Origin of the sequence: Saccharopolyspora sp. 6M (genome assembly GCF_020176775.1) — a bacterium.
Lineage (GTDB): Bacteria > Actinomycetota > Actinomycetes > Mycobacteriales > Pseudonocardiaceae > Saccharopolyspora_C > Saccharopolyspora_C gregorii.
In genome coordinates, this window is the sequence record NZ_JAIUJZ010000110.1 from 15336 (window position 1) to 34137 (window position 18802).

Below are 18802 nucleotides of genomic sequence, written 5' to 3' on the forward strand. Positions count from 1 at the left end.
GCACCTCCGTGGTGTCAGGTCAGGTATCCGCAGGTGTCCCGCCGCAGGAAGCGCCCGTGGCCGGGACGGCCGCGGTACTCGCCCCCGTCGAGGATCACCCGGCCGCGGGAGAGCACGGTGCGCACCGCACCGGTGACGGTCCGGCCCTCGTAGGGGTTGTAGTCGACGTTCATGTGGTGCGTCCCGGCGGACAGCACGTGTTCGGCGCGCGGGTCGTAGAGCACGACGTCCGCGTCGGATCCGGGCGCGATGGTGCCCTTGCGCGGGTGCAGGCCGAACATCCGCGCCGGGGTCGTGCTGGCCAGTTCCACCCAGCGGCGGCGGCTGAGGCGGCCGTCCACCACCCCTTGGTGCAGCAGGTCCAGCCGATGTTCCACCCCGGGCATGCCGTTCGGGATCTTCGAGAAGTCGCCGAGCCCGAGCTCCTTCTGCGAGGCGAAGCAGAACGGGCAGTGGTCGGTGGCCACGACCGACAGGTCGTCGGTGCGCAGACCGCGCCACAGCTCCCGCTGGTGCTCCTCGGGCCGCAGCGGCGTGGAGCAGACGTACTTGGCCCCTTCGAACCCGGGCCGGGACAGCTCGTCGACGGTGAGGAACAGGTACTGCGGGCAGGTCTCGCCGAACACCGGGATCCCGGTGTCGCGGGCGCGGACGAGTTCGTCGAGCGCTTCGGCCGCCGAGACGTGCACGACGTAGAGCGGGGCTCCCGCGACGCGGGCGAGCTGGATCGCGCGGTGGGTGGCCTCGGCCTCCAGCAGCGGGTGGCGCACCCGGCCGTGCTCGCGGGGGTCGGTGCGCCCGGCGGCGAGGGCCTGCTGGACGAGCACGTCGATGGCGATGCCGTTCTCGGCGTGCACCATGGTCAGCGCCCCGTTGCCCGCGGCCCGCTGCATGGCGCGCAGGATCCGCCCGTCGTCGCTGTAGAACACGCCGGGGTAGGCCATGAACAGCTTGAAGCTGGTGACTCCTTCGCCGACCAGCCCGTCCAGCGCGGCCAGCGAGCCGTCGTGCACGTCGGACAGGATCAGGTGGAACCCGTAGTCCACCGCGCAGTTCCCCTCGGCCTTCGCGTGCCAGGTGTCGAGCCCTTCCCGCGCGGATCCGCCGATGGACTGGATGGCGAAGTCGATGATCGTGGTGGTGCCGCCCCACGCGGCCGCCCGGGTGCCGGTCTCGAAGGTGTCGGCGGAGGAGGTGCCGCCGAACGGCATCTCCATGTGGGTGTGCCCGTCGACGCCGCCGGGGATGACGTAGAGCCCCTCCGCGTCGAGGACCGCGTCGGCGCCGGGCAGCCACTGCTCGGCGAGTTCGGGGGTGCCGAGCGCAGCGACCTGCTCGTCGACCACGAGCACGTCGGCTTCGACCTCCTCGGTCGCGGTGATCACCAGTCCGCCGCGGATCACCGTCCTGGTCATGGCCGCTCCCCCGCTCTGCCCAGCGCGTCGACCAGGATCGCGGCGCCCTCGCGGGCCTCCTGCTCGGTGAGGCTCAGCGGCGGGGCGATGCGCAGCACGTTGCCGTCCAGCCCGCCCTTGCCGATGAGCAGCCCGTCGCGGCGGGTGTGCTCCAGCACCGCGGTGGCGGCGGCCGGGTCGGGGGCGCCGGTGCCGGGGTCGGCGAGTTCCACGCCGAGCATCAGCCCCTTGCCGCGCACGTCGGCGACGAGCGGCAGTCGCGGCCGGGCCTCGTCGATGGCCGCGCGCAGCACGGCGCCGACGCGCAGCGCGTTGCCCTGCAGGTCGTGCTGGAGCAGGTGTTCCAGATTCGCCAGCGCCCCGGCGGTCGTGACCGGGCTGCCGCCGAAGGTGGACAGCGAGTTCACCCCGATGCTGTTCATGATCTCGGCGCGGGCCACGACGCCGCCGATGGACAGCCCGTTGCCGAGCCCCTTGGCGAAGGTCACGATGTCCGGCGCCCCGCTGCCGCCGTGCGCCTGCCAGCCCCAGAAGTGCTCGCCGGTGCGGCCCCAGCCGGTCTGCACCTCGTCGCTGATCCACAGGATGCCGTGCCGGTCCAGCACCTCCTTGAACCGGGCGAACAGCCCGTCCGGTGGGACGGCGAACCCGCCGACGCCTTGGATCGGTTCGGCGATCAGGCAGGCCACGTTGCCGTGCAGCTGCCCGAGCACGTCCTCCAGGTCCTGCACGCAGGCGTCGGTGAACTCCGCGTCGGGCAGGTCGGCGAGCGGGGTGCCGCGCCGCCTGCTGCCGTGCACGTAGCTGGTCTGCACCGGGGACAGGCTGGTCGGCGACCACGCCCGGTTCCCGGTGATGGCCAGCGCCGAGAAGGACCGGCCGTGGTAGCTGTTGCGCAGCGCCAGCACCTGGTTGGAGCCGCGGTACCCGGTGGCCAACAGCAGCGCGGTGTCGTTGGCCTCGGTGCCGCTCGCGGTGAAGAACACCCGCGGGTCGTCGATGCCGGACAGCTCGGCGACGCGTTCGGCCAGCTCGACCATCGGCCGGTTCAGGTACAGCGTGGAGGAGTGCAGGATGCGCCCGGCCTGCTCGGAGACGGCGGCGGTGACCTCGGGCAGCGCGTGCGCGGTCATCGTGGTGAGGATCCCGCCGAAGAAGTCCAGGTACCGGTTCCCCTCGGCGTCCTGGACGTGGCGGCCCTCGCCGCTGACCAGGTCGATCGGCTGCTCGTAGTAGGTGGACAGCCAGTCCGGCAGCACCGCCCTGCGCCGCTTCGCCAGCTCTTCGTGCGTGCCCTCGTCGGTCATGGCCGTCCTTCCTCTCCAGCGGGTCCGGAACGGGTGTCGGTCAGGGCGCGGTGAGCGGCCCGTAGGCGTCCGGGCGGCGGTCCCGGTAGAAGGCCCACTTGGCGCGGACCTCGTCGATCAGGTCGAGGTCGAGGTCGCGCACCACGAGTTCCTCGTCGCGGTCGCCGGCGACGTCGCCGACGAACCGGCCGTACGGGTCGACGAAGTAGCTGCTGCCGTAGAAGTCGTTGTCCCCGTACTCCTCCACGCCGACCCGGTTGATCGCGGCGACGAAGTACTCGTTGGCGACCGCGGCGGCCGGCTGCTCCAGCCGCCACAGGTAGGAGGACAGGCCCCGGCTGGTCGCGGACGGGTTGTAGACGATCTGCGCCCCGGCGAGCCCGAGGGCCCGCCAGCCCTCCGGGAAGTGCCGGTCGTAGCAGATGTAGACGCCGACCTTGCCGACCGCGGTGTCGAACACCGGCCAGCCGAGGTTGCCGGGGCGGAAGTAGAACTTCTCCCAGAACCCGGGCAGGTGCGGTAGGTGGTGCTTGCGGTACTTGCCGAGGTATTCGCCGTCGGCGTCGATGACGGCGGCGGTGTTGTAGCAGAAGCCGGGACCGTCCACCTCGAAGATCGGCACGACGATCACCATCCGCAGCTCGCGGGCCAGCGCGCGCATCCGCTCGGTGGTGGGGCCGTCGGGGACGGCTTCGGCCCACCGCTGGTGCTCGGTGTTCTGCACCTGGCAGAAGTAGGGGGCGTTGAACACCTCCTGGAACCCGATCACTTGCGCGCCCTGCGCGGCGGCGGCGCGGGTGTGCTGCTCGTGGACGTCGATCATGGACCGGGCGTCGCCGGTCCACTTCGCCTGGACCAGTGCGGCGCGAACCAGGTTCGGCATGGCGGCACCTCTCGGACTGTGACCGGCCGGGGACGCTCCGAACATATGGCGCGGTACCGGGACCTGCAATGACCGCGCGGCCCAGGATCACCGGCGCTGAGCACCACCGGCGCCGCGGGCGCGGTCGCTCGCTGCGGGAACGGGTGCGGCGGGCTCCCGGCGCGGGGCCGCGGGTTCGCTCGGAAGGAGGAAGCGCCGGTGTGTCGGCACCGGTGGACGCGGTGCGGCGGACGGCGGTCCGGCGGCCGCCGGGCGGGCGATCAACTCCCGAGGCCGATCCCGTGCCGGTCCAGCAGCCGCAGCCACCACCCGCGCCGGCCCGCGGTGGCGTCGGCGCGGGCCAGCGCCCGGTGGGTCAGCCGCACCAGCGGCCAACGCAGCGGTTCCGGCGGGTACAGCAGTGGCCGGGTCCGCGCCAGGGCGGAGCGGGTGCGCCGCGTCTCGGCGCCCGCCAGCAGGTCCAGCGCGACCTGCGCGCCGAACCGGGAGGCGGCCACGCCGAGCCCGGTGAAACCGGTGGCGTAGGCGACGCGGCCCGCGCAGGCCGTGCCGAACACCGGGGTCGAGCGGGTGGTGGCGTCGATGGGCCCGCCCCAGCGGTGGGTGAACCGGGTGCCCTCCAGCTGCGGGAACGTCGCGAAGAACCGGGCCGCGAGCCTGCGGTGCACCTCCGGCCGGTCGGCCAAGCGGCCGGAGGTGCGCCCGCCGAAGAAGTACTCCGGCGCGCCGCCGCCCCACAGGACCCGGCCGTCCGGGGTGGGGCGGAAGTAGTGGAACAGGTTGTGCGAGTCGGTGACGCCCTGGCGTTCGCGCCAGCCCAGGGAGTCCCACGCCGCCGCGGACAGCGGTTCGGTGACCAGCACGTGGTCCCAGACGGGCAGCACCCGGCGGCGCAGCCCGCGCAGCGGGGCGGGGAACGCGTTGGTCGCGAGCACCACCCGCCCGGCCTCGACAGTCCCTTGTGGACACCGAAGTCGCACGGCCGCCGCACCGGCGCGCACCGAGCGGACCGGGCTGCCCTCGTGCACCCGCACCCCGGCCCGCTCGGCGGCCGCGAGCAGGCCGCCGACGAGCTTCGCCGGGTCGACCAGTCCCCCGGCCTCCGGCAGGCGCAGTCCGGCGCGGAACGAGTCGGAGCGCAGGTCCGCCCGGACGCCGCCGGCGCCCTGGAAGAGCGCGGTGAACCCGTGCTCGCGGTAGAGGTCGGCCTCGTCCCGCAGCTCGCCGACCTGATGCGGTTCGGTGGCCACGGCGGTCTTGCCGCACCAGCTCAGGTCGGCGTCGATGCCCTCCGCGTCGAGGAACTCCCCGATCTCGCGCAGGTTCCGCCTGCCCAGCTCCACCAGCCCGCCGATCTCGGCCGGCCACAGCCAGGTGCCGTGGGCGAGGCCGTGGGTGAGGGACTCGGACAGGAATCCGCCGCTGCGGGCGCTGCCGCCGGACCCGGCGCGGCCCGCGTCCAGCACGAGCACGTCGAGGCCCGGGTCGCGCTGCTTGGCCAGCACCGCCGTCCACAACCCGGTGAGCCCGGCGCCGACCACGGCGAGGTCGGCCCGGCCCGGACCGGGCAGCGGCGGGCGCGGCGCGATCGGCGAGCGCTGCGGCCAGAACGGGACCGGTTCCGCGTCGGCGAGCGCGGAACGCGGGACGGTCAGTGCCACCACGGGCGGAACCCGGTGCCGTGCTTGCCGGCCCGCTCCACGTCCTTGCGCACCTGCCGGGTCTCGCGGGCCAGGCCGGGCGGGTGGCCGTGCTTGATCGACCGGTGCTCGCACGCCTCCCCCATCAGGTACAGCGAGCAGAACAGCCCCACGAACAACCCCATCCCGATCGTGCTGAGCCGCAGGTCCAGCGGCCCGGGCAGCAACAGCAGCAGCAGGCAGAACGGCGCGAGCTGGGTCAGCGCGCGGGCCACGTGCCGCAGCGCCCAGGTCCGGCAGGTCACGTCGTGCAGCACCCATTCCGCGCAGCGCGCGGGCAACCGGCCGCCGAACGCGTACCAAACCCACTGCGCCGGGTTGGGCCGCCCGGAGACCGGCCGCGGTGAAGGTGGCCGAGGTGTCCGCACCCGCCTAGATTAGTGGTCCCGGCGGAACTCCCGAAGGGTGCGGGTGACCGCGTCGCGCGCGTCACCCGGACGCCCCGTAACGATCATGGCCGGTCGACGATGATCCAGGTGAAAGGGGTTGTGTCGATATGTTCGCTGTTGTCGTGGTGATGTTGTTCGTTCTCGTGGTGGGCGCGGTGATGTTCACCGACGTCCTGGACGACGGTTTCCGGGGCGCCGGTGCCGCTCTGGTGCAGCGGCTGCGCGGGCCGCGCACGCATCCCTGACCGTCCTCAGTGGACTGATCCGGTCGTGGACCCGGCCGGATCGGTCCCCGTGCCTCCCGATGCGGCCCACCCCGCTCCCCGGTTCCGGCGCCGAGCGCTCCTAGAGTGGACGCCGTGAGCGAAGCGGACCCGAAGACCTCCGAGCGGCACGACGGCTGCTGCGCGCCCGGGCGCCCCCGCGAAGCCGGCGACGCCCCGGCCGTGGCGCCGGGCGCCGCGGCCGAGACCGTCGAGCACCGGTGGATCGCGCTCGACGGCGGCGCGTTCCTGATGGGCACCGCCGACGCGGACGGGTTCCCGCAGGACGGCGAAGGCCCGGTGCGCGAAGTCCGGGTGAGCCCGTTCGAGATCAGCGCGCTCGCCGTCACCAACGCCGAGTTCGCCCGCTTCGTCGCCGACACCGGGTTCACCACTGACGCCGAGCGCTTCGGCTGGTCCTACGTCTTCGCCTCGTTCCTGCCCGGTTCGCTGCGGCGCTCGGCGCCCCGGCCGGAGCAGACCCCCTGGTGGTGCGGCGTGGAAGGCGCGACCTGGAACCGGCCGGAAGGCCCCGGTTCCGACGTCGACGACCGCGCCGACCACCCGGTGGTGCACGTGTCCTGGCACGACGCGGTCGCGTACTGCCGGTGGGCGGGGGCGCGGCTGCCCACCGAGGCGGAGTGGGAGTTCGCGGCGCGCGGCGGCCTGGAGCAGCGCCGCTACCCGTGGGGCGACGAGCTCACCCCGGACGGCGAGCACCGCTGCAACATCTGGCAGGGCTCGTTCCCGGTGAAGAACCTCGCCGAGGACGGCCACCGGGGCACCGCGCCCGCCGACGCGTTCCCGCCGAACGGCTTCGGTCTGCACAACGCGGCGGGCAACGTGTGGGAGTGGTGCGCGGACCGCTGGGGCACCGAGCACGCCGCGGCGGGCGCCACCGATCCGCAGGGACCCGCCGAGGGCGAGAACCGGGTGATGCGCGGCGGTTCCTACCTGTGCCACGACTCGTACTGCAACCGCTACCGCGTCGCGGCCCGCACCTCCAACACCCCGGACAGCTCCGTCGGCAACCTCGGGTTCCGCTGCGTACGGCACTCAGGACACGCTGGGTGACCGGCCTTGCTCCCGAATGGTGAACGTTCTGTTGCTCCGGCTGGTGCAGCGGTTAGGCTCGCCGCCATGATCCGCTTAGTGGAGCGCCGCCACGTCGACCTCGTGCGCGTGACCGCGTCCGCTTGTCGCACTCGCTGATCTCCTCGCGAGGCCGTTGAACCGCGGCCACCCTCCTCTCGGCCCGCCGCCGCGCATCCGCCGCGGGGGCCTCGTCCGCACGCTCGATCTCGACGCGTCCGCGTCGTCACACCGTGGAGTACTCATGTCCGCTGACGTCCCCGCCCAGAACGAGTCGCCCGAGGCGAACTGGTCGTTCGACACGCTCCAGATCCACGCCGGGGCGCAGCCCGACCCGGCGACCGGCGCCCGCGCGACGCCGATCTACCAGACCACCTCGTACGTCTTCCGCGACACCCAGCACGCGCAGGACCTCTTCAGCCTGGCCGAGCCCGGCAACATCTACACCCGCATCAACAACCCCACCCAGGACGTGCTGGAGCAGCGCGTCGCCAAGCTGGAGGGCGGGGTCGGCGCCGTCGCGGTGTCCTCCGGGCAGGCCGCGGAGACGCTGACGGTGCTGACCCTGGCGCAGGCCGGGGACCACCTGGTCTCCAGCTCCTCGCTGTACGGCGGCACCTACAACCTGTTCCACCACACGCTGCCGAAGCTGGGCATCGAGGTCACCTTCGTCGACGACTTCGACAACCCGGAAGCCTGGCGGGCCGCGATCCGCCCGAACACGAAGCTGCTGTTCGCGGAATCGCTGGGCAACCCGCGCAGCAACGTGCTCGACGTGCGGGCGATCGCCGACATCGCGCACGAGGCCGGGGTGCCGCTGGTCGTGGACAACACGGTCACCACCCCGTACGTGCTGCGACCGCTGGAGCACGGCGCGGACATCGTGGTGCACTCGGCGACCAAGTACCTCGGCGGCCACGGCACCGCGGTCGGCGGCATCGTGGTGGACGGCGGCACCTTCGACTTCGGCGCCGACCCGGAGCGCTTCCCCGGCTTCAACGAGCCGGACCCGAGCTACCACGGCCTGCGCTACTGGCCCACGCTCGGGCACGGCGCGTTCGCCGCGAAGCTGCGGGTGCAGGGGCTGCGGGACCTCGGTCCGGCGATCTCGCCGTTCAACGCGTTCCTGATCTTGCAGGGCCTGGAGACGCTGTCGCTGCGCATCGAGCGGCACGGCGCGAACGCCCTGGAGCTGGCCCGCTGGCTGGAGGAGCGGGACGAGGTGGCGAAGGTGCACTTCGCGGGCCTGCCGTCGAGCCCGTGGCACGAGCTGGGCAACCGCTACCTGAACAACGGCTTCGGCGCCATCGTGTCCTTCGAGCTGCGCGGCGGGGTGTCGGCCGGCCGGAAGTTCGTGGAGGGCGTCTCGCTGTTCAGCCACCTGGTCAACATCGGTGACGTGCGCAGCCTCATCGCCCACCCGGCGAGCACCACGCACAGCCAGCTGACCGAGCAGGAGCAGCTGGACGCGGGCGTGACGCCCGGCCTGGTGCGCCTGTCCGTCGGCATCGAGAACGTCGACGACCTGAAGGCGGACCTGGAGTCGGCGTTCCGCGCGGCGAAGGCCGAGCTGGAGAGCTGAGCGGATGAACACGCGGTCCCTTCCCGCCACCGGTGCCTGGCGGGAAGGGGATCCGCCGGGGCGGCGGCGGTTCCTGCACCTCGATCGGCCACGGCTGGAGTCGGGTGCGGTGCTGCCCGGCGCGCGCCTGGCGTACGAGACGTGGGGTTCCCTCGACCCCGACGGCGGCAATGCGGTGCTGGTGCTGCACGCGCTCACCGGTGACGCGCACCTGCGCGGACCCGCCGGGCCGGGGCATCCGGCCGCGGGCTGGTGGGAAGGCGTGGTCGGGCCCGGCCTGGCGCTGGACACCGACCGCTGGTTCGTCGTGGCGCCGAACGCGCTCGGCGGCTGCCAGGGCAGCACCGGCCCGGCCGACCCGGCACCGGACGGGCGACCGTGGGGCGGCCGGTTCCCGTCGCTGACCGTGCGGGACCTGGTGCGTTCGGAGGTCGCGCTCGCGGAGGCCCTGGGCGTGCCCCGGTGGGCGGCGGTGATCGGCGGTTCGCTGGGCGGGATGCGCGCCTTGGAGTGGGCCGTGGACCAGCCGGACCGGGTCGGTTCCGCACTGGTGCTGTGCTGCGGGGCGGCCGCGACGGCGGAGCAGATCGCCTGGTCGTCGACGCAGCTGCACGCGATCCGCGCCGATCCGGACTGGCTGGGCGGTGACTTCCACGAGCTGCCCGACGGGCGCGGACCGCACGCCGGGCTCGGCCTGGCGCGGCGGATCGCGCACCTGACCTACCGCAGCCCGCAGGAGCTCGAAGCCCGGTTCGGTTCGGCTCCCCAGGACGGTGAGGATCCGGCGGCGGGCGGGCGCTACGCGGTGGAGTCGTACCTGGACCACCACGCGGCGAAGCTGGTGCGGCGCTTCGACGCCGCCAGCTACGTGCGGCTCACCGAGGCGATGAGCGGGCACGACGTGGGGCGCGACCGCGGCGGGCTGGCGGCGGCGCTGGGCCGGGTCCGGGCGCGGACGCTGGTCGCCGGGGTGGACAGCGACCGGCTGTTCCCGCCCGCCGACCAGCACGCCCTCGCGGAGGGGCTGGGGACCAGCGCGCGGATCATCCGGTCCGCGCACGGCCACGACGGGTTCCTGGTGGAGACCGAGCAGGTCGCCGAACTGGTCGCCGAGCTGCTCAAGGGAGCTTGACGCGGAGCTCGGCGGGGCCAACGGTGGTCGCATGGCCGCCCACGAGGAGCACCCCCGGCACGACGCGGCGCAGCACGACCTGGCGCCGCCCCACTCCCGGCGCTCCGAGGCCGAGCCCCCGAACGCGGTGGCCGCGGTCGCCGACGCGGTGCGCCGGTGCCCGGACGCCCCGCTGATCCGCTACTTCGACGCGACGATCACCACCACCGAGCTCGACGAGCTCACCGACGCGTTCGCCGCCGCGCTGCAGGACCGCGGGGTGGTACCGGGCGAGCGGGTGGCGCTGTACCTGCAGAGCACGCCGCAGTTCGCCATCGCGCTGCTCGGCGCATGGAAGGCCGGCTGCACCGCGGTGCCGGTCAACCCGATGAACAAGCGGCGGGAGCTCGCGCTGCTGCTGGCCGATTCGGGAGCGGCGGTGCTGGTGGCGCTGCGCGGGCTGCACGAGTCGGTGGCCGCCGAGGTGCTCCCGGACACCGCGGTGCGGCTGGTGATCACCACCGCCGAACGCGCCTTCCAGGGCCGCGACGACGCGCGGGTGCTGCCGGAACCGGACGGGCCGGTGCCCGCGGGCACCACCGATCTCGGCGAGCTGCTCGCGGCGCACCGCGGACGCCGGCCGGAGCCGGTGGAACCGGGCCCGGAGGACGTGGCGGCGCTGAGCTACACCTCCGGCACCACCGGCCCGCCGAAGGGCGCGATGAACACCCACCGCAACGTGGTGTTCGACGCGCGGGTGTGGCGGGACCTGGCCGGGCTCGGCGCGGACGGCTCGGTGCTCGGCGTGGCGCCGCTGTTCCACATCACCGGCCTGGTGGGGCACGTGGCGCTGGCGCTGCTCACGCCGGTGCCGCTGGTGCTCACCCACCGGTTCGAGCCGGAGGTGGTGCTGGACGCGATCCGCGAGCACCGGCCCACCTTCGCGGTCGGGGCGATCACCGCGTTCATCGCGTTGCTCGGTACCGAGGGCACGGCGGCGGACCTGGCGAGCCTGCGCCGCGTCTACTCCGGTGGCGCGCCGATCCCGCCGAGCACGGTGCGGGACTTCGAGCGGCGGTTCGGGCAGCGCATCCACAACGTCTACGGCCTCACCGAGACCACCTCGGCCGCGTTCGCGCAGCCGTGGGGCGTGGCGGGCCGCGTCGACGTGGCCTCGGGCGCGCTGTCGGTGGGCGTGCCGGTGGGCTCGACGCGCGCCCGCGTCCTCGGCGAGGACGGCCGCGCGGTGCCGCCCGGCGAGATCGGCGAACTGGCGATCTCCGGTCCGCAGGTGGTGCCCGGCTACTGGGGCAGGCCCGCGGAGACCGAGGCGGCGCTGCCCGGCGGCGAGCTGCGCACCGGCGACGTCGCGCACCGGGACGCCGACGGCTGGTTCTACCTGGTGGATCGCAAGAAGGACCAGATCAACGCGGGCGGCTACAAGGTGTGGCCGCGGGAGGTGGAGGACGTGCTCTACGAACACCCCGCCGTCCGCGAGGCCGCCGTCGTCGGCGTGCCGGACCCGTACCGCGGCGAGACGGTGCGGGCGTACGTGAGCCTCCGCGCCGGGCAGCGCGCCGATCCCGCGGAGCTGGTGGAGTTCTGCCGCGCGCGGCTGGCGGCCTACAAGTACCCGCGGCAGGTCGAGGTGCTGCCCGAGCTGCCGAAGACCGCCACCGGCAAGCTGCTGCGCCGCGCCCTGCGGGACCGCTGACTACAGCGGGAGGCCCGCGTAGTTCTCGGCCAGCGAGGTGGCGGCCGCGGCCGAGTCGACGAGGTGGTCCAGCTGCGCGCGCTGCAACCGGCGGCCGAACTCGTCGGCCGCCGGATCGGCGTGCAGCAGCGTCGTCATCGAGTACGAGAAGTGCTCGGCCCGCCACACCCGCCGCAGCGCGGTGTCCGAATAGGACTCCAACGGGCGCGGGTCGCCGTGCTGCACCGCCGCGGCCAGCGCCCGGTCCAGCAGCACCACGTCGGCGACCGCGAGGTTCAGCCCCTTCGCCCCGGTGGGCGGCACGATGTGCGCGGCGTCCCCGGCCAGCAGCAGCCTGCCGTGACGCATCGGTTCGGCGACGAAGCTGCGCATCGGCGTGATGGAGCGGTCGGTGATCGGTCCGCGCCGCAGCCGCCACCCGTCGGCGGCGAAGCGCACGTCCAGCTCGTCCCAGATCCGCTCGTCCGGCCAGTCGGCCAGGTCGGCGTCCGGCGGGACCTGCAGGTACAGCCTGCTCACCTGCGGCCCGCGCATGCTGTGCAGCGCGAATCCCCTGTCGTGGCAGGCGTAGACGAGCTCGTCGGTGGACGGCGGCACGTCGGCGAGCACGCCCAGCCAGGCGAACGGGTAGCTGCGCTCGTAGGTGCGGATGCGGTCGGCGGGGATGGATCTCCGCGCCACGCCGTGGAACCCGTCCGCGCCGACCACGTGGGCGGCGGTGAGCTCGTGCTCGGCGCCGCCGTGGCGGTAGCGGACCCGCGGCCGGTCGGTCTCGGCGTCGTGCACCGCGAGCACGTCGGCGTCGAACAGCAGCGGCGCGCCCGCGTCGAGGCGCAGCGCCACCAGGTCGCGCACGACCTCGGTCTGCGCGTAGACCATCACCCGGCGCCCGCCGGTGAGCGCGGCGAGGTCGATGCGGTGGGCGGCGCCGCCGAAGCGCAGTTCGATGCCGTCGTGCACCAGGCCTTCGCGGTCCATCCGCTCCCCCGCACCGCAGGCGCGCAGCACGTCGACGGTGCCCTGCTCCAGGATCCCGGCGCGCTGCCGGTGCTCGACGTGGTCGCGGGAGCGGGATTCCAGCACGACCGACTCGATGCCCCGCTGCTGCAGCAGCCGCGCGAGCAGCAGGCCCGCCGGTCCCGCTCCGATGATGGCCACGCTGGTCCGCATCGACCGCTCCTCCGGGCTCGATTCGATCCGTGCACGGATCAATTGGGTTGCACGTTCCACCCGGAAGGACCGCTTGTCAACGAGTTCGCGCCGCCTTGCTCGATGCAGATCTGCTCCGTGCCCGGATCGTTCTGCGGGCGGGGCACAATGGCGCGGTGGGTTCCATCGATCTGAACGGTCATCCCGGGCACCTGATCCGCCGGGTCCAGCAGGTGCACACGATGCTGTGGACGGCCGCGGTGTCCGAGGAGATCACGCCGCCGCAGTTCGCCGTGCTCAACGGGCTCGCCGACGAATCCGGGCTGGACCAGCGCACCCTCGCGGGGCGGGTCGCGCTGGACCGCTCCACCGCGGCCGACGTGATCACGCGGCTGGTGCGGCGCGGGCTGGTCGAGCGCGCCAGGGACAGCGCGGACGGCAGGCGCAACGTGCTGCGGCTGACCGGCACCGGCCGCGAGGCGCACGCCGGTCTGCTGCGGCGCACCGAGCGGATGATCGAGATCCTGCTGACCCCGCTGGACGGCGCGGAACGCGAGCAGCTGCTCGGCCTGCTGGAGCGGGTCGCGCAGGCCGGGGAACGCATCCGCGACCCCGGCTGATCCACCTCCCGCAGCGGGACGGACCGCGGGTCAGAAACCGGGGTCCGCGGGCGGTTCGGTGCCGTGCAGCCAGCCGGCGAAGAACTCGGCCAGGGAACGACCGGCGATCTCCTCGGCCAGCGCGGTGAACTCGGCGGTGCGCACCGTGCCGTGCCGGTGCTCGGCGGCCCAGCGGCGCAGCAGGCCGAAGAACGGTTCGTCGCCGAGCTCGACGCGCAGCGCGTGCAGCGCCAACGCTCCCCGCTTGTACACACCCTCGTCGAACAGCCGCGCCACGCCCGGATCGGCCACCCGCAGTCCCGGTTCGGCCTGCCGCATCCGCCGGTGCCAGTCGCGGGCGTGCTCGGCGGCGGTGCGCTCGCCGACGGCCTCCGCGAACAGCCACTCCGCGTAGGTCGCGAAGCCCTCGTTGAGCCAGATGTCGCGCCAGTCGCCGATGGTGAGGCTGTTGCCGAACCACTGGTGCGCCAGCTCGTGCACCACCAGCCGCTCGTGGGTGCGAGTGCCGTCGAGCAGGTTCCGGCCGAACACCGCCATGCCCTGCGCCTCGATCGGCTCGTCCAGCTCGTCGTCGGTGATCACCACGACGTACTCGGTGAACGGGTACGGGCCGAACAGGCCGCACAGCACCCGCATGATCTCGTCGTGGCGGCCGAACATCTCCCGGAACGACGCCACCAGGTGCGGCGGCACCGCGGCGCGCTGCGGCACCGGGCCGGTGGCCAGCGGCACCTCCCGGTAGCGGCCGGTGTGCACGCCCATCAGGTAGGTCGGGGTCGGTTCGGTCCGCTCGTAGACCCACCGCTCGGTGCCCGCGCCCGCCGCGCGCCGGGACACCAGGTCTCCGGTGACCAGCACCTCGAACCCGGTGTCGGCGGTGACCGCGACCCGGTAGGCGGCCTTGTCGGACGGGTGGTCGTTGCACGGGAACCAGGATGGCGCCCCGACCGGCTGGCCGGCCACCAGCGAGCCCTCGGTCAGCTCGTCCCAGCCGATGTCGCCCCACCGGCCGCGGATCGGGCTCGGGTTGCCGGCGTACCGCACCCGCACCCGGAACCGGGCGCCGTCGGCGATGGGCGCCGCCGGCCGGATGCGCAGCTTGCCCGCGCGGTGGGTGAACTTCGCGGGACGGTCGTCGACGGTCACCCGGCGCACCCGCAGGTCCGCGAGGTCCAGGCTCAACGCGGACAGCGCCTGCCCGGCCACCGCGGTGAGCACCGCCTCCCCGGACAGCCGGTTCGGGCCGACCCGGTAGTCCAGGTCCAGGTCGTAGTGCTCCACCCGGTAACCGCCGTTGCCGTGCTCCGGCAGGTACGAGTCCGTCGAGCGGTCCGCTCCCGGCGCGGCCGTCATGCCCGCCACGCCGAGATCGGGTTGCCGCACCAGCGCGAGTCCGCGGGCACCGCGTCGCCGCGGGTGATCAGCGAGCCCGGCCCGACGGTGGTGCGCGCCCCGATGCCCGCACCGGGCAGCACGATGCCGTGCGGGCCCAGCGTCGCGCCCTGCTCCAGCGCCACCTCGTCCATGCTCATGATCCGATCATGGAACAGGTGGGTCTGCACCACGCACCCCCGGTTGACCGCGGCGCCCGCGCCGATGCGCACCAGGTCCGCCTCGGGCAGCCAGTAGGTCTCCACCCAGGTGCCGCGCCCGATGCGCGCCCCCATGGTGCGCAACCACATCGACAGCAGCGGCGTCCCGGTCGCCGGGCCCGCCAGCCACGGCACCGCGAGCACCTCGACGAAGGTGTCGGCGAGTTCGCCGCGCCACACGAAGGAGCTCCACAGCGGGCGCTGCCGCACCCGGAACCGGCCGATCAGCAGCCACTTCGCCGCCGTCGTCACCGCGCACGCCAGCACACCCGCCACCAGCAGCACGATCCCGGACAGCGCCGCGGCCGCCCACGGACCCGCGACCAGCCACACCTCGGCGAGGGCGCCGAGCACCAGCACGGCCAGCGCCGCCGACACCATCACCGGCACGAGGCGGCACAGCTCCACCAGCGCCCGGGCGAACACCAGCCGCAGCGGCGGGTCGAAGGTGCGCTCGGCGTCCGCGGCGACCTGCGCGCGCCGCAGCGGCATCGGCGGCAGGCCCAGGTACGAGGAACCCTTCTTCGCCTTCCGCGGCGTCGAGGACAGCACCCCGACCAGCCCCCGCTTCGGCACCGAGCGGCCCGGCGCCGTCATCCCCGAGTTGCCGAGGAACGCTCCCTTGCCGATGCGGGCCGGGGCGACGTGCAGCCAGCCGCGGGAGAGCTCGTAGGTGGCGACCATCGTGTCGTCGGCGAGGAACGCGCCGTCGGCGACCTTCGTCATCTTCGGCACCGCGAGCACCGTCGAGATCTCCGTGCCGCGCCCCACCTTCGCGCCGAGCAGCCGCAGCCACGTCGGCGTGAACGTGCTGGCGTACAGCGGGAACAGCGCGGTGCGCGCCATGCCCATCAGGCGTTCCGAAGCCCACACCTGCCAGCCGATCCGGCCGTGCACCGGGTGGTGCCCCTCGCGCAGCCCGATGCCGAGGACGCGGACCGCCACCAGCACCAGCAGCGCGTAGCCGCCGAAGCAGGCGACCGTGGCGGCCGGGACCAGCGGTAGCACCCGCCGCACCGCGTCCTGCGCGGTGGCCGACGCCACCAGCTCGGGGACGACGACGGGCAGCGCGGGCAGCACCGCCAGCACCGGCACCAGCGCGAACAGCACCGAGGTCAGCCCGTACACCGCGCTCCACCGGCGGGAGCGCGGCGCCCGCCGCGCCGGCCACTTCGCCGGGGAACCGGAGGTGCGGGCCGCGGGCGAACCGGACCAGCGCTGCCGGGCGGGGATCACGCCGTGCACGGTCGATCCGGCCGCGGCCTCCGCGCCCTTGCCGACGTGCGCGCCCGGCAGCAGGGTGCTGCGCGCGCCGACCCGCGCCCCCGCGCCCACCTTGATCCGTCCGATGTGGACGACGTCGCCGTCGACCCAGTGCCCGGACAGGTCCACCTCGGGTTCGATCGCCGCCCCGCGACCGATCTTGAGCAGGCCGGTGACCGGCGGCGGCGAGTGCAGGTCGACGTCGTCGCCGATCTTCGCGCTTAGCGCCTTCGCGTAGTGCGTCGTCCAGAACGCGCCGGAGACCGCGCTCGCCCCGCACCGCTGATCCCACTGCTGCGCGGCCCACAACCGCAGGTGCACGCCACCGCCGCGCGGGTAGGTACCCGGCCGGACCCGGTGCAGCAGCAGCCGGATCCCGCTGACCGCCAGCGCGATCCGGCCCGGCGGGCTGAACAGCACCAGCCACGCCACCAGCAGCAGCCACCAGGACACCCGCGGCGCCCACGGCGCTCCCGCCGCCGCCAGCAGCGTGCCGCCCGCGGCCAGCACCGCGGTCCAGCGCAGCCCGGTGAGCGTGCTCAGCGGCACCAGCATCGCGAGCTGCGCCCACCCCGTCCGCTGCGGCACCTCGGCGATCTCGCGCCGGTCGGCGGTGACCGCGTCCAGCTCGTCGAGCTGCGCGGCCAGCTCGCCGAGGCGCGGGTGCTGGTAGACGTCGGCGACGGACACCTGCGGGTGCCGGGTGCGCAACCTGGTGACCAGCTGCGCGGCGGCGAGGCTGCCGCCGCCGAGGGCGAAGAAGTCGGCACGCGGGCCGTCGGGGCGCATGCCCAGGACCTCCGCCCACTCCCCCGCCAGCCACGACTCGGTGACCGACAGCGAGCCGTCCGCCGCGGGTTCCCGGCTCGGCAGCGGCCAGGGCAGCGCGGCCCGATCGACCTTGCCGGAGGTGCGGATCGGCAGCTCGGCCACGACCGCGAGCAGCGGCACCAGCGAAGCGGGCAGCACCTCGCGCAGCCGCCGCACCGCGTCGTCGGTGTCGAACGAGTCCTCCGCCGCCAGGTAGCCGACGAGCAGCTCGCCACCCGCCTTCGTGCGGCGCACCGCCGCGGCGGCGCCCGCCACCCCGGGCAGGGCCTGCAGCGCGGCGTCGACCTCGCCGAGCTCGATGCGCCTGCCGCCGAGCTTGACCTGCTCGTCGGCTCGACCGACGAACACCAGCCCTTCCGGGTCGGCGCGGACCAGGTCACCGCTGCGGTAGGCCCGCTCCCAGCCCAGCGAGGGCAGCGGCGCGAACTTCTCCGCGTCCTTGGCCGCGTCCAGGTAGCGGGCCAGCCCGACGCCGCCGATGACCAGTTCGCCCTGCTCGCCCGGCCGGACCGGGCTTCCCGCGGCGTCCACGACGGCGAGCCGCCACCCGTCCAGGGGCAACCCGATCCGCACCGGTCCCGCGCCGTCGAGGCGCGCCGCGCAGGCCACCACCGTCGCCTCGGTCGGGCCGTAGGTGTTCCACACCTCGCGGCCGTCGGCGACGAGCCGCTCGGCGAGCTCCGGCGGGCACGCCTCCCCGCCGAAGATCAGCAACCGCACCTCGGCCAGCGCCTCCGGCGGCCACAGCGCCGCGAGCGTCGGCACGGTGGAGACCACGCTGATCCGCCGCCGCACCAGCCACGGCCCCAGGTCCGCGCCGGTGCGGACCAGGGACCGCGGCGCGGGCACCAGGCAGGCGCCGCGCCGCCACGCCAGCCACATCTCCTCGCAGGACGCGTCGAACGCCACCGACAGCCCCGCCAGCACCCGGTCGCCCGGCCCGATCGGGTCGTCGGGGAGGAACAGCCGGGCCTCGGCGTCCGCGAACGCCGCCGCCGCGCGGTGCGGCACCGCCACGCCCTTCGGGGTGCCGGTGGAACCGGAGGTGAAGATGATCCATGCGTCGTCGTCCGGGGCCGGCGCGCCACCGCGGCCACCCGGCGTGCCGAGCAGTTCCGGGGCACCGCCGGTCAGCACCGCGCACACCCCGGCCTCGCCGAACACCAGGTCCGCGCGCTCCTGCGGGTCGTCGGCGTCCACCGGCACGTAGGCCGCGCCCGCGGCGAGCACCGCCAGCACCGCCAGGTACAGCTCGGCGGTGCCGGATTCGACGCGGACGCCGACCCGGTCGCCGAGGCCGACGCCGAGGTCGGTGAGCTCGAGCGCCGCGACCCGGACCCGCTCCGCCAGCTCCCGGTAGGTGAGGGTCCGCTCGCCCGCGTCCAGCGCGAGCGCGTCCGGGTGGGCGCGCGCGGTCGCGGCGAACACGTCGAGCAGGGTGCGTTCCGGCGCGGCCGGCCCGGAGTCGAACACGGCGACGGGCGCGGCACCGGCGGCCTGCTCCGGTTCCGTTCGCCCGTCGGCCACGGCCTCCGGGACGGCCGGTTCTCCCGCTGCTCCCGGGCCGGGCCGGGTGGCCGTCCGATCGGGCTCCAGCAGGGCTCGGGCCAGCGCCGCCGCCGCGGCCGTCGACCCCGGCGAGTGCGCGAGCAGATCGGTGATGGGGGTGGTGCCCGCGGCCGGCCCGGTCCCGCGGTTCATCGACACCGTCAACGGAGCGTCCTTCCGCCCGGGTCTCCCGCAGCCGGAACTCGATCACCGTTGACGCCCATGTCCCACCCTTTTCCGCCGCCGCCCGCGAACCCCACCTCCGCGGCCGCTGAGAACGATCACATTACCCCTGGTGAGCGGCACGATCGGCGGCAGCGCCCACCGGACGTGTCCCGCTTCA

Annotated in this window: 14 protein-coding genes; 6 read left to right on the forward strand and 8 right to left on the reverse strand. The window is 74.4% G+C overall.

Annotation, left to right across the window (positions count from 1 at the left end; genetic code table 11):
• Window positions 1-14 precede the first annotated feature (14 nt).
• The 5 genes from hydA to LCD31_RS16145 form a co-directional block, all read right to left on the reverse strand.
• On the reverse strand, window positions 15-1415 hold the full coding sequence (gene hydA / locus LCD31_RS16125; RefSeq protein ID WP_224959109.1) for a dihydropyrimidinase: 1401 nt from the start codon (window positions 1413-1415) through the stop codon (window positions 15-17).
• Window positions 1412-2722 carry an aspartate aminotransferase family protein gene (locus LCD31_RS16130; protein WP_224959110.1) on the reverse strand — a complete coding sequence of 437 codons (1311 nt, stop codon included), beginning with the start codon at window positions 2720-2722 and terminating at the stop codon, window positions 1412-1414. Before LCD31_RS16130 ends, hydA begins: the two co-directional genes overlap by 4 nt.
• 40 nt (window positions 2723-2762) lie before the next feature.
• Window positions 2763-3605, reverse strand: a complete 843-nt coding sequence (locus LCD31_RS16135; RefSeq protein WP_224959111.1) for a nitrilase-related carbon-nitrogen hydrolase — start codon at window positions 3603-3605, stop codon at window positions 2763-2765.
• A gap of 260 nt (window positions 3606-3865) precedes the next feature.
• Window positions 3866-5269, reverse strand: a complete 1404-nt coding sequence (locus LCD31_RS16140; protein WP_224959113.1) for an FAD-binding oxidoreductase — start codon at window positions 5267-5269, stop codon at window positions 3866-3868.
• Window positions 5257-5673, reverse strand: coding sequence for a DUF5313 family protein (locus tag LCD31_RS16145; RefSeq protein ID WP_224959115.1), 417 nt, complete (start codon window positions 5671-5673; stop codon window positions 5257-5259). Before LCD31_RS16145 ends, LCD31_RS16140 begins: the two co-directional genes overlap by 13 nt.
• A gap of 380 nt (window positions 5674-6053) precedes the next feature.
• Here LCD31_RS16145 and LCD31_RS16150 point away from each other — a divergent pair, with 380 nt between their 5' ends.
• From LCD31_RS16150 to LCD31_RS16165, 5 genes are all read left to right on the forward strand, one after another.
• Complete coding sequence (locus tag LCD31_RS16150) at window positions 6054-7031, forward strand: formylglycine-generating enzyme family protein (RefSeq protein ID WP_224959117.1); 978 nt, start codon at window positions 6054-6056, stop codon at window positions 7029-7031.
• A gap of 66 nt (window positions 7032-7097) precedes the next feature.
• Window positions 7098-7169 (forward strand): putative leader peptide, encoded by a 72-nt coding sequence (locus tag LCD31_RS29790; protein ID WP_373690076.1) that lies wholly within the window; start codon window positions 7098-7100, stop codon window positions 7167-7169.
• 124 nt (window positions 7170-7293) lie between these two features.
• A complete protein-coding gene (locus tag LCD31_RS16155) occupies window positions 7294-8631 on the forward strand; it encodes a bifunctional o-acetylhomoserine/o-acetylserine sulfhydrylase (RefSeq protein WP_224959119.1) in 1338 nt (445 codons plus the stop codon).
• A 4-nt stretch (window positions 8632-8635) separates the two neighbouring features.
• A complete protein-coding gene (locus tag LCD31_RS16160; protein ID WP_224959121.1) occupies window positions 8636-9763 on the forward strand; it encodes a homoserine O-acetyltransferase in 1128 nt (375 codons plus the stop codon).
• 31 nt (window positions 9764-9794) lie between these two features.
• On the forward strand, window positions 9795-11456 hold the full coding sequence (locus LCD31_RS16165; protein WP_224959123.1) for a class I adenylate-forming enzyme family protein: 1662 nt from the start codon (window positions 9795-9797) through the stop codon (window positions 11454-11456).
• On the opposite strand, the gene LCD31_RS16170 is transcribed toward LCD31_RS16165, so the two are convergent.
• Window positions 11457-12626 carry a 4-hydroxybenzoate 3-monooxygenase gene (locus tag LCD31_RS16170; protein WP_224959125.1) on the reverse strand — a complete coding sequence of 390 codons (1170 nt, stop codon included), beginning with the start codon at window positions 12624-12626 and terminating at the stop codon, window positions 11457-11459.
• Window positions 12627-12781: 155 nt separating this feature from the next.
• On the opposite strand from LCD31_RS16170, the gene LCD31_RS16175 reads away from it, so the two are divergent.
• A complete protein-coding gene (locus tag LCD31_RS16175) occupies window positions 12782-13225 on the forward strand; it encodes a MarR family winged helix-turn-helix transcriptional regulator (protein WP_224959127.1) in 444 nt (147 codons plus the stop codon).
• Between the two features lie 30 nt (window positions 13226-13255).
• Here the strand turns inward: LCD31_RS16175 and LCD31_RS16180 are convergent, their stop codons facing one another.
• Together LCD31_RS16180 and LCD31_RS16185 are read right to left on the reverse strand one after the other, a co-directional pair.
• On the reverse strand, window positions 13256-14578 hold the full coding sequence (locus tag LCD31_RS16180) for a M1 family metallopeptidase (protein ID WP_224959133.1): 1323 nt from the start codon (window positions 14576-14578) through the stop codon (window positions 13256-13258).
• Window positions 14575-18618, reverse strand: coding sequence for a Pls/PosA family non-ribosomal peptide synthetase (locus LCD31_RS16185; protein ID WP_224959134.1), 4044 nt, complete (start codon window positions 18616-18618; stop codon window positions 14575-14577). The genes LCD31_RS16180 and LCD31_RS16185 overlap by 4 nt, the downstream gene beginning before the upstream one ends.
• Between the last annotated feature and the right edge of the window lie 184 nt (window positions 18619-18802).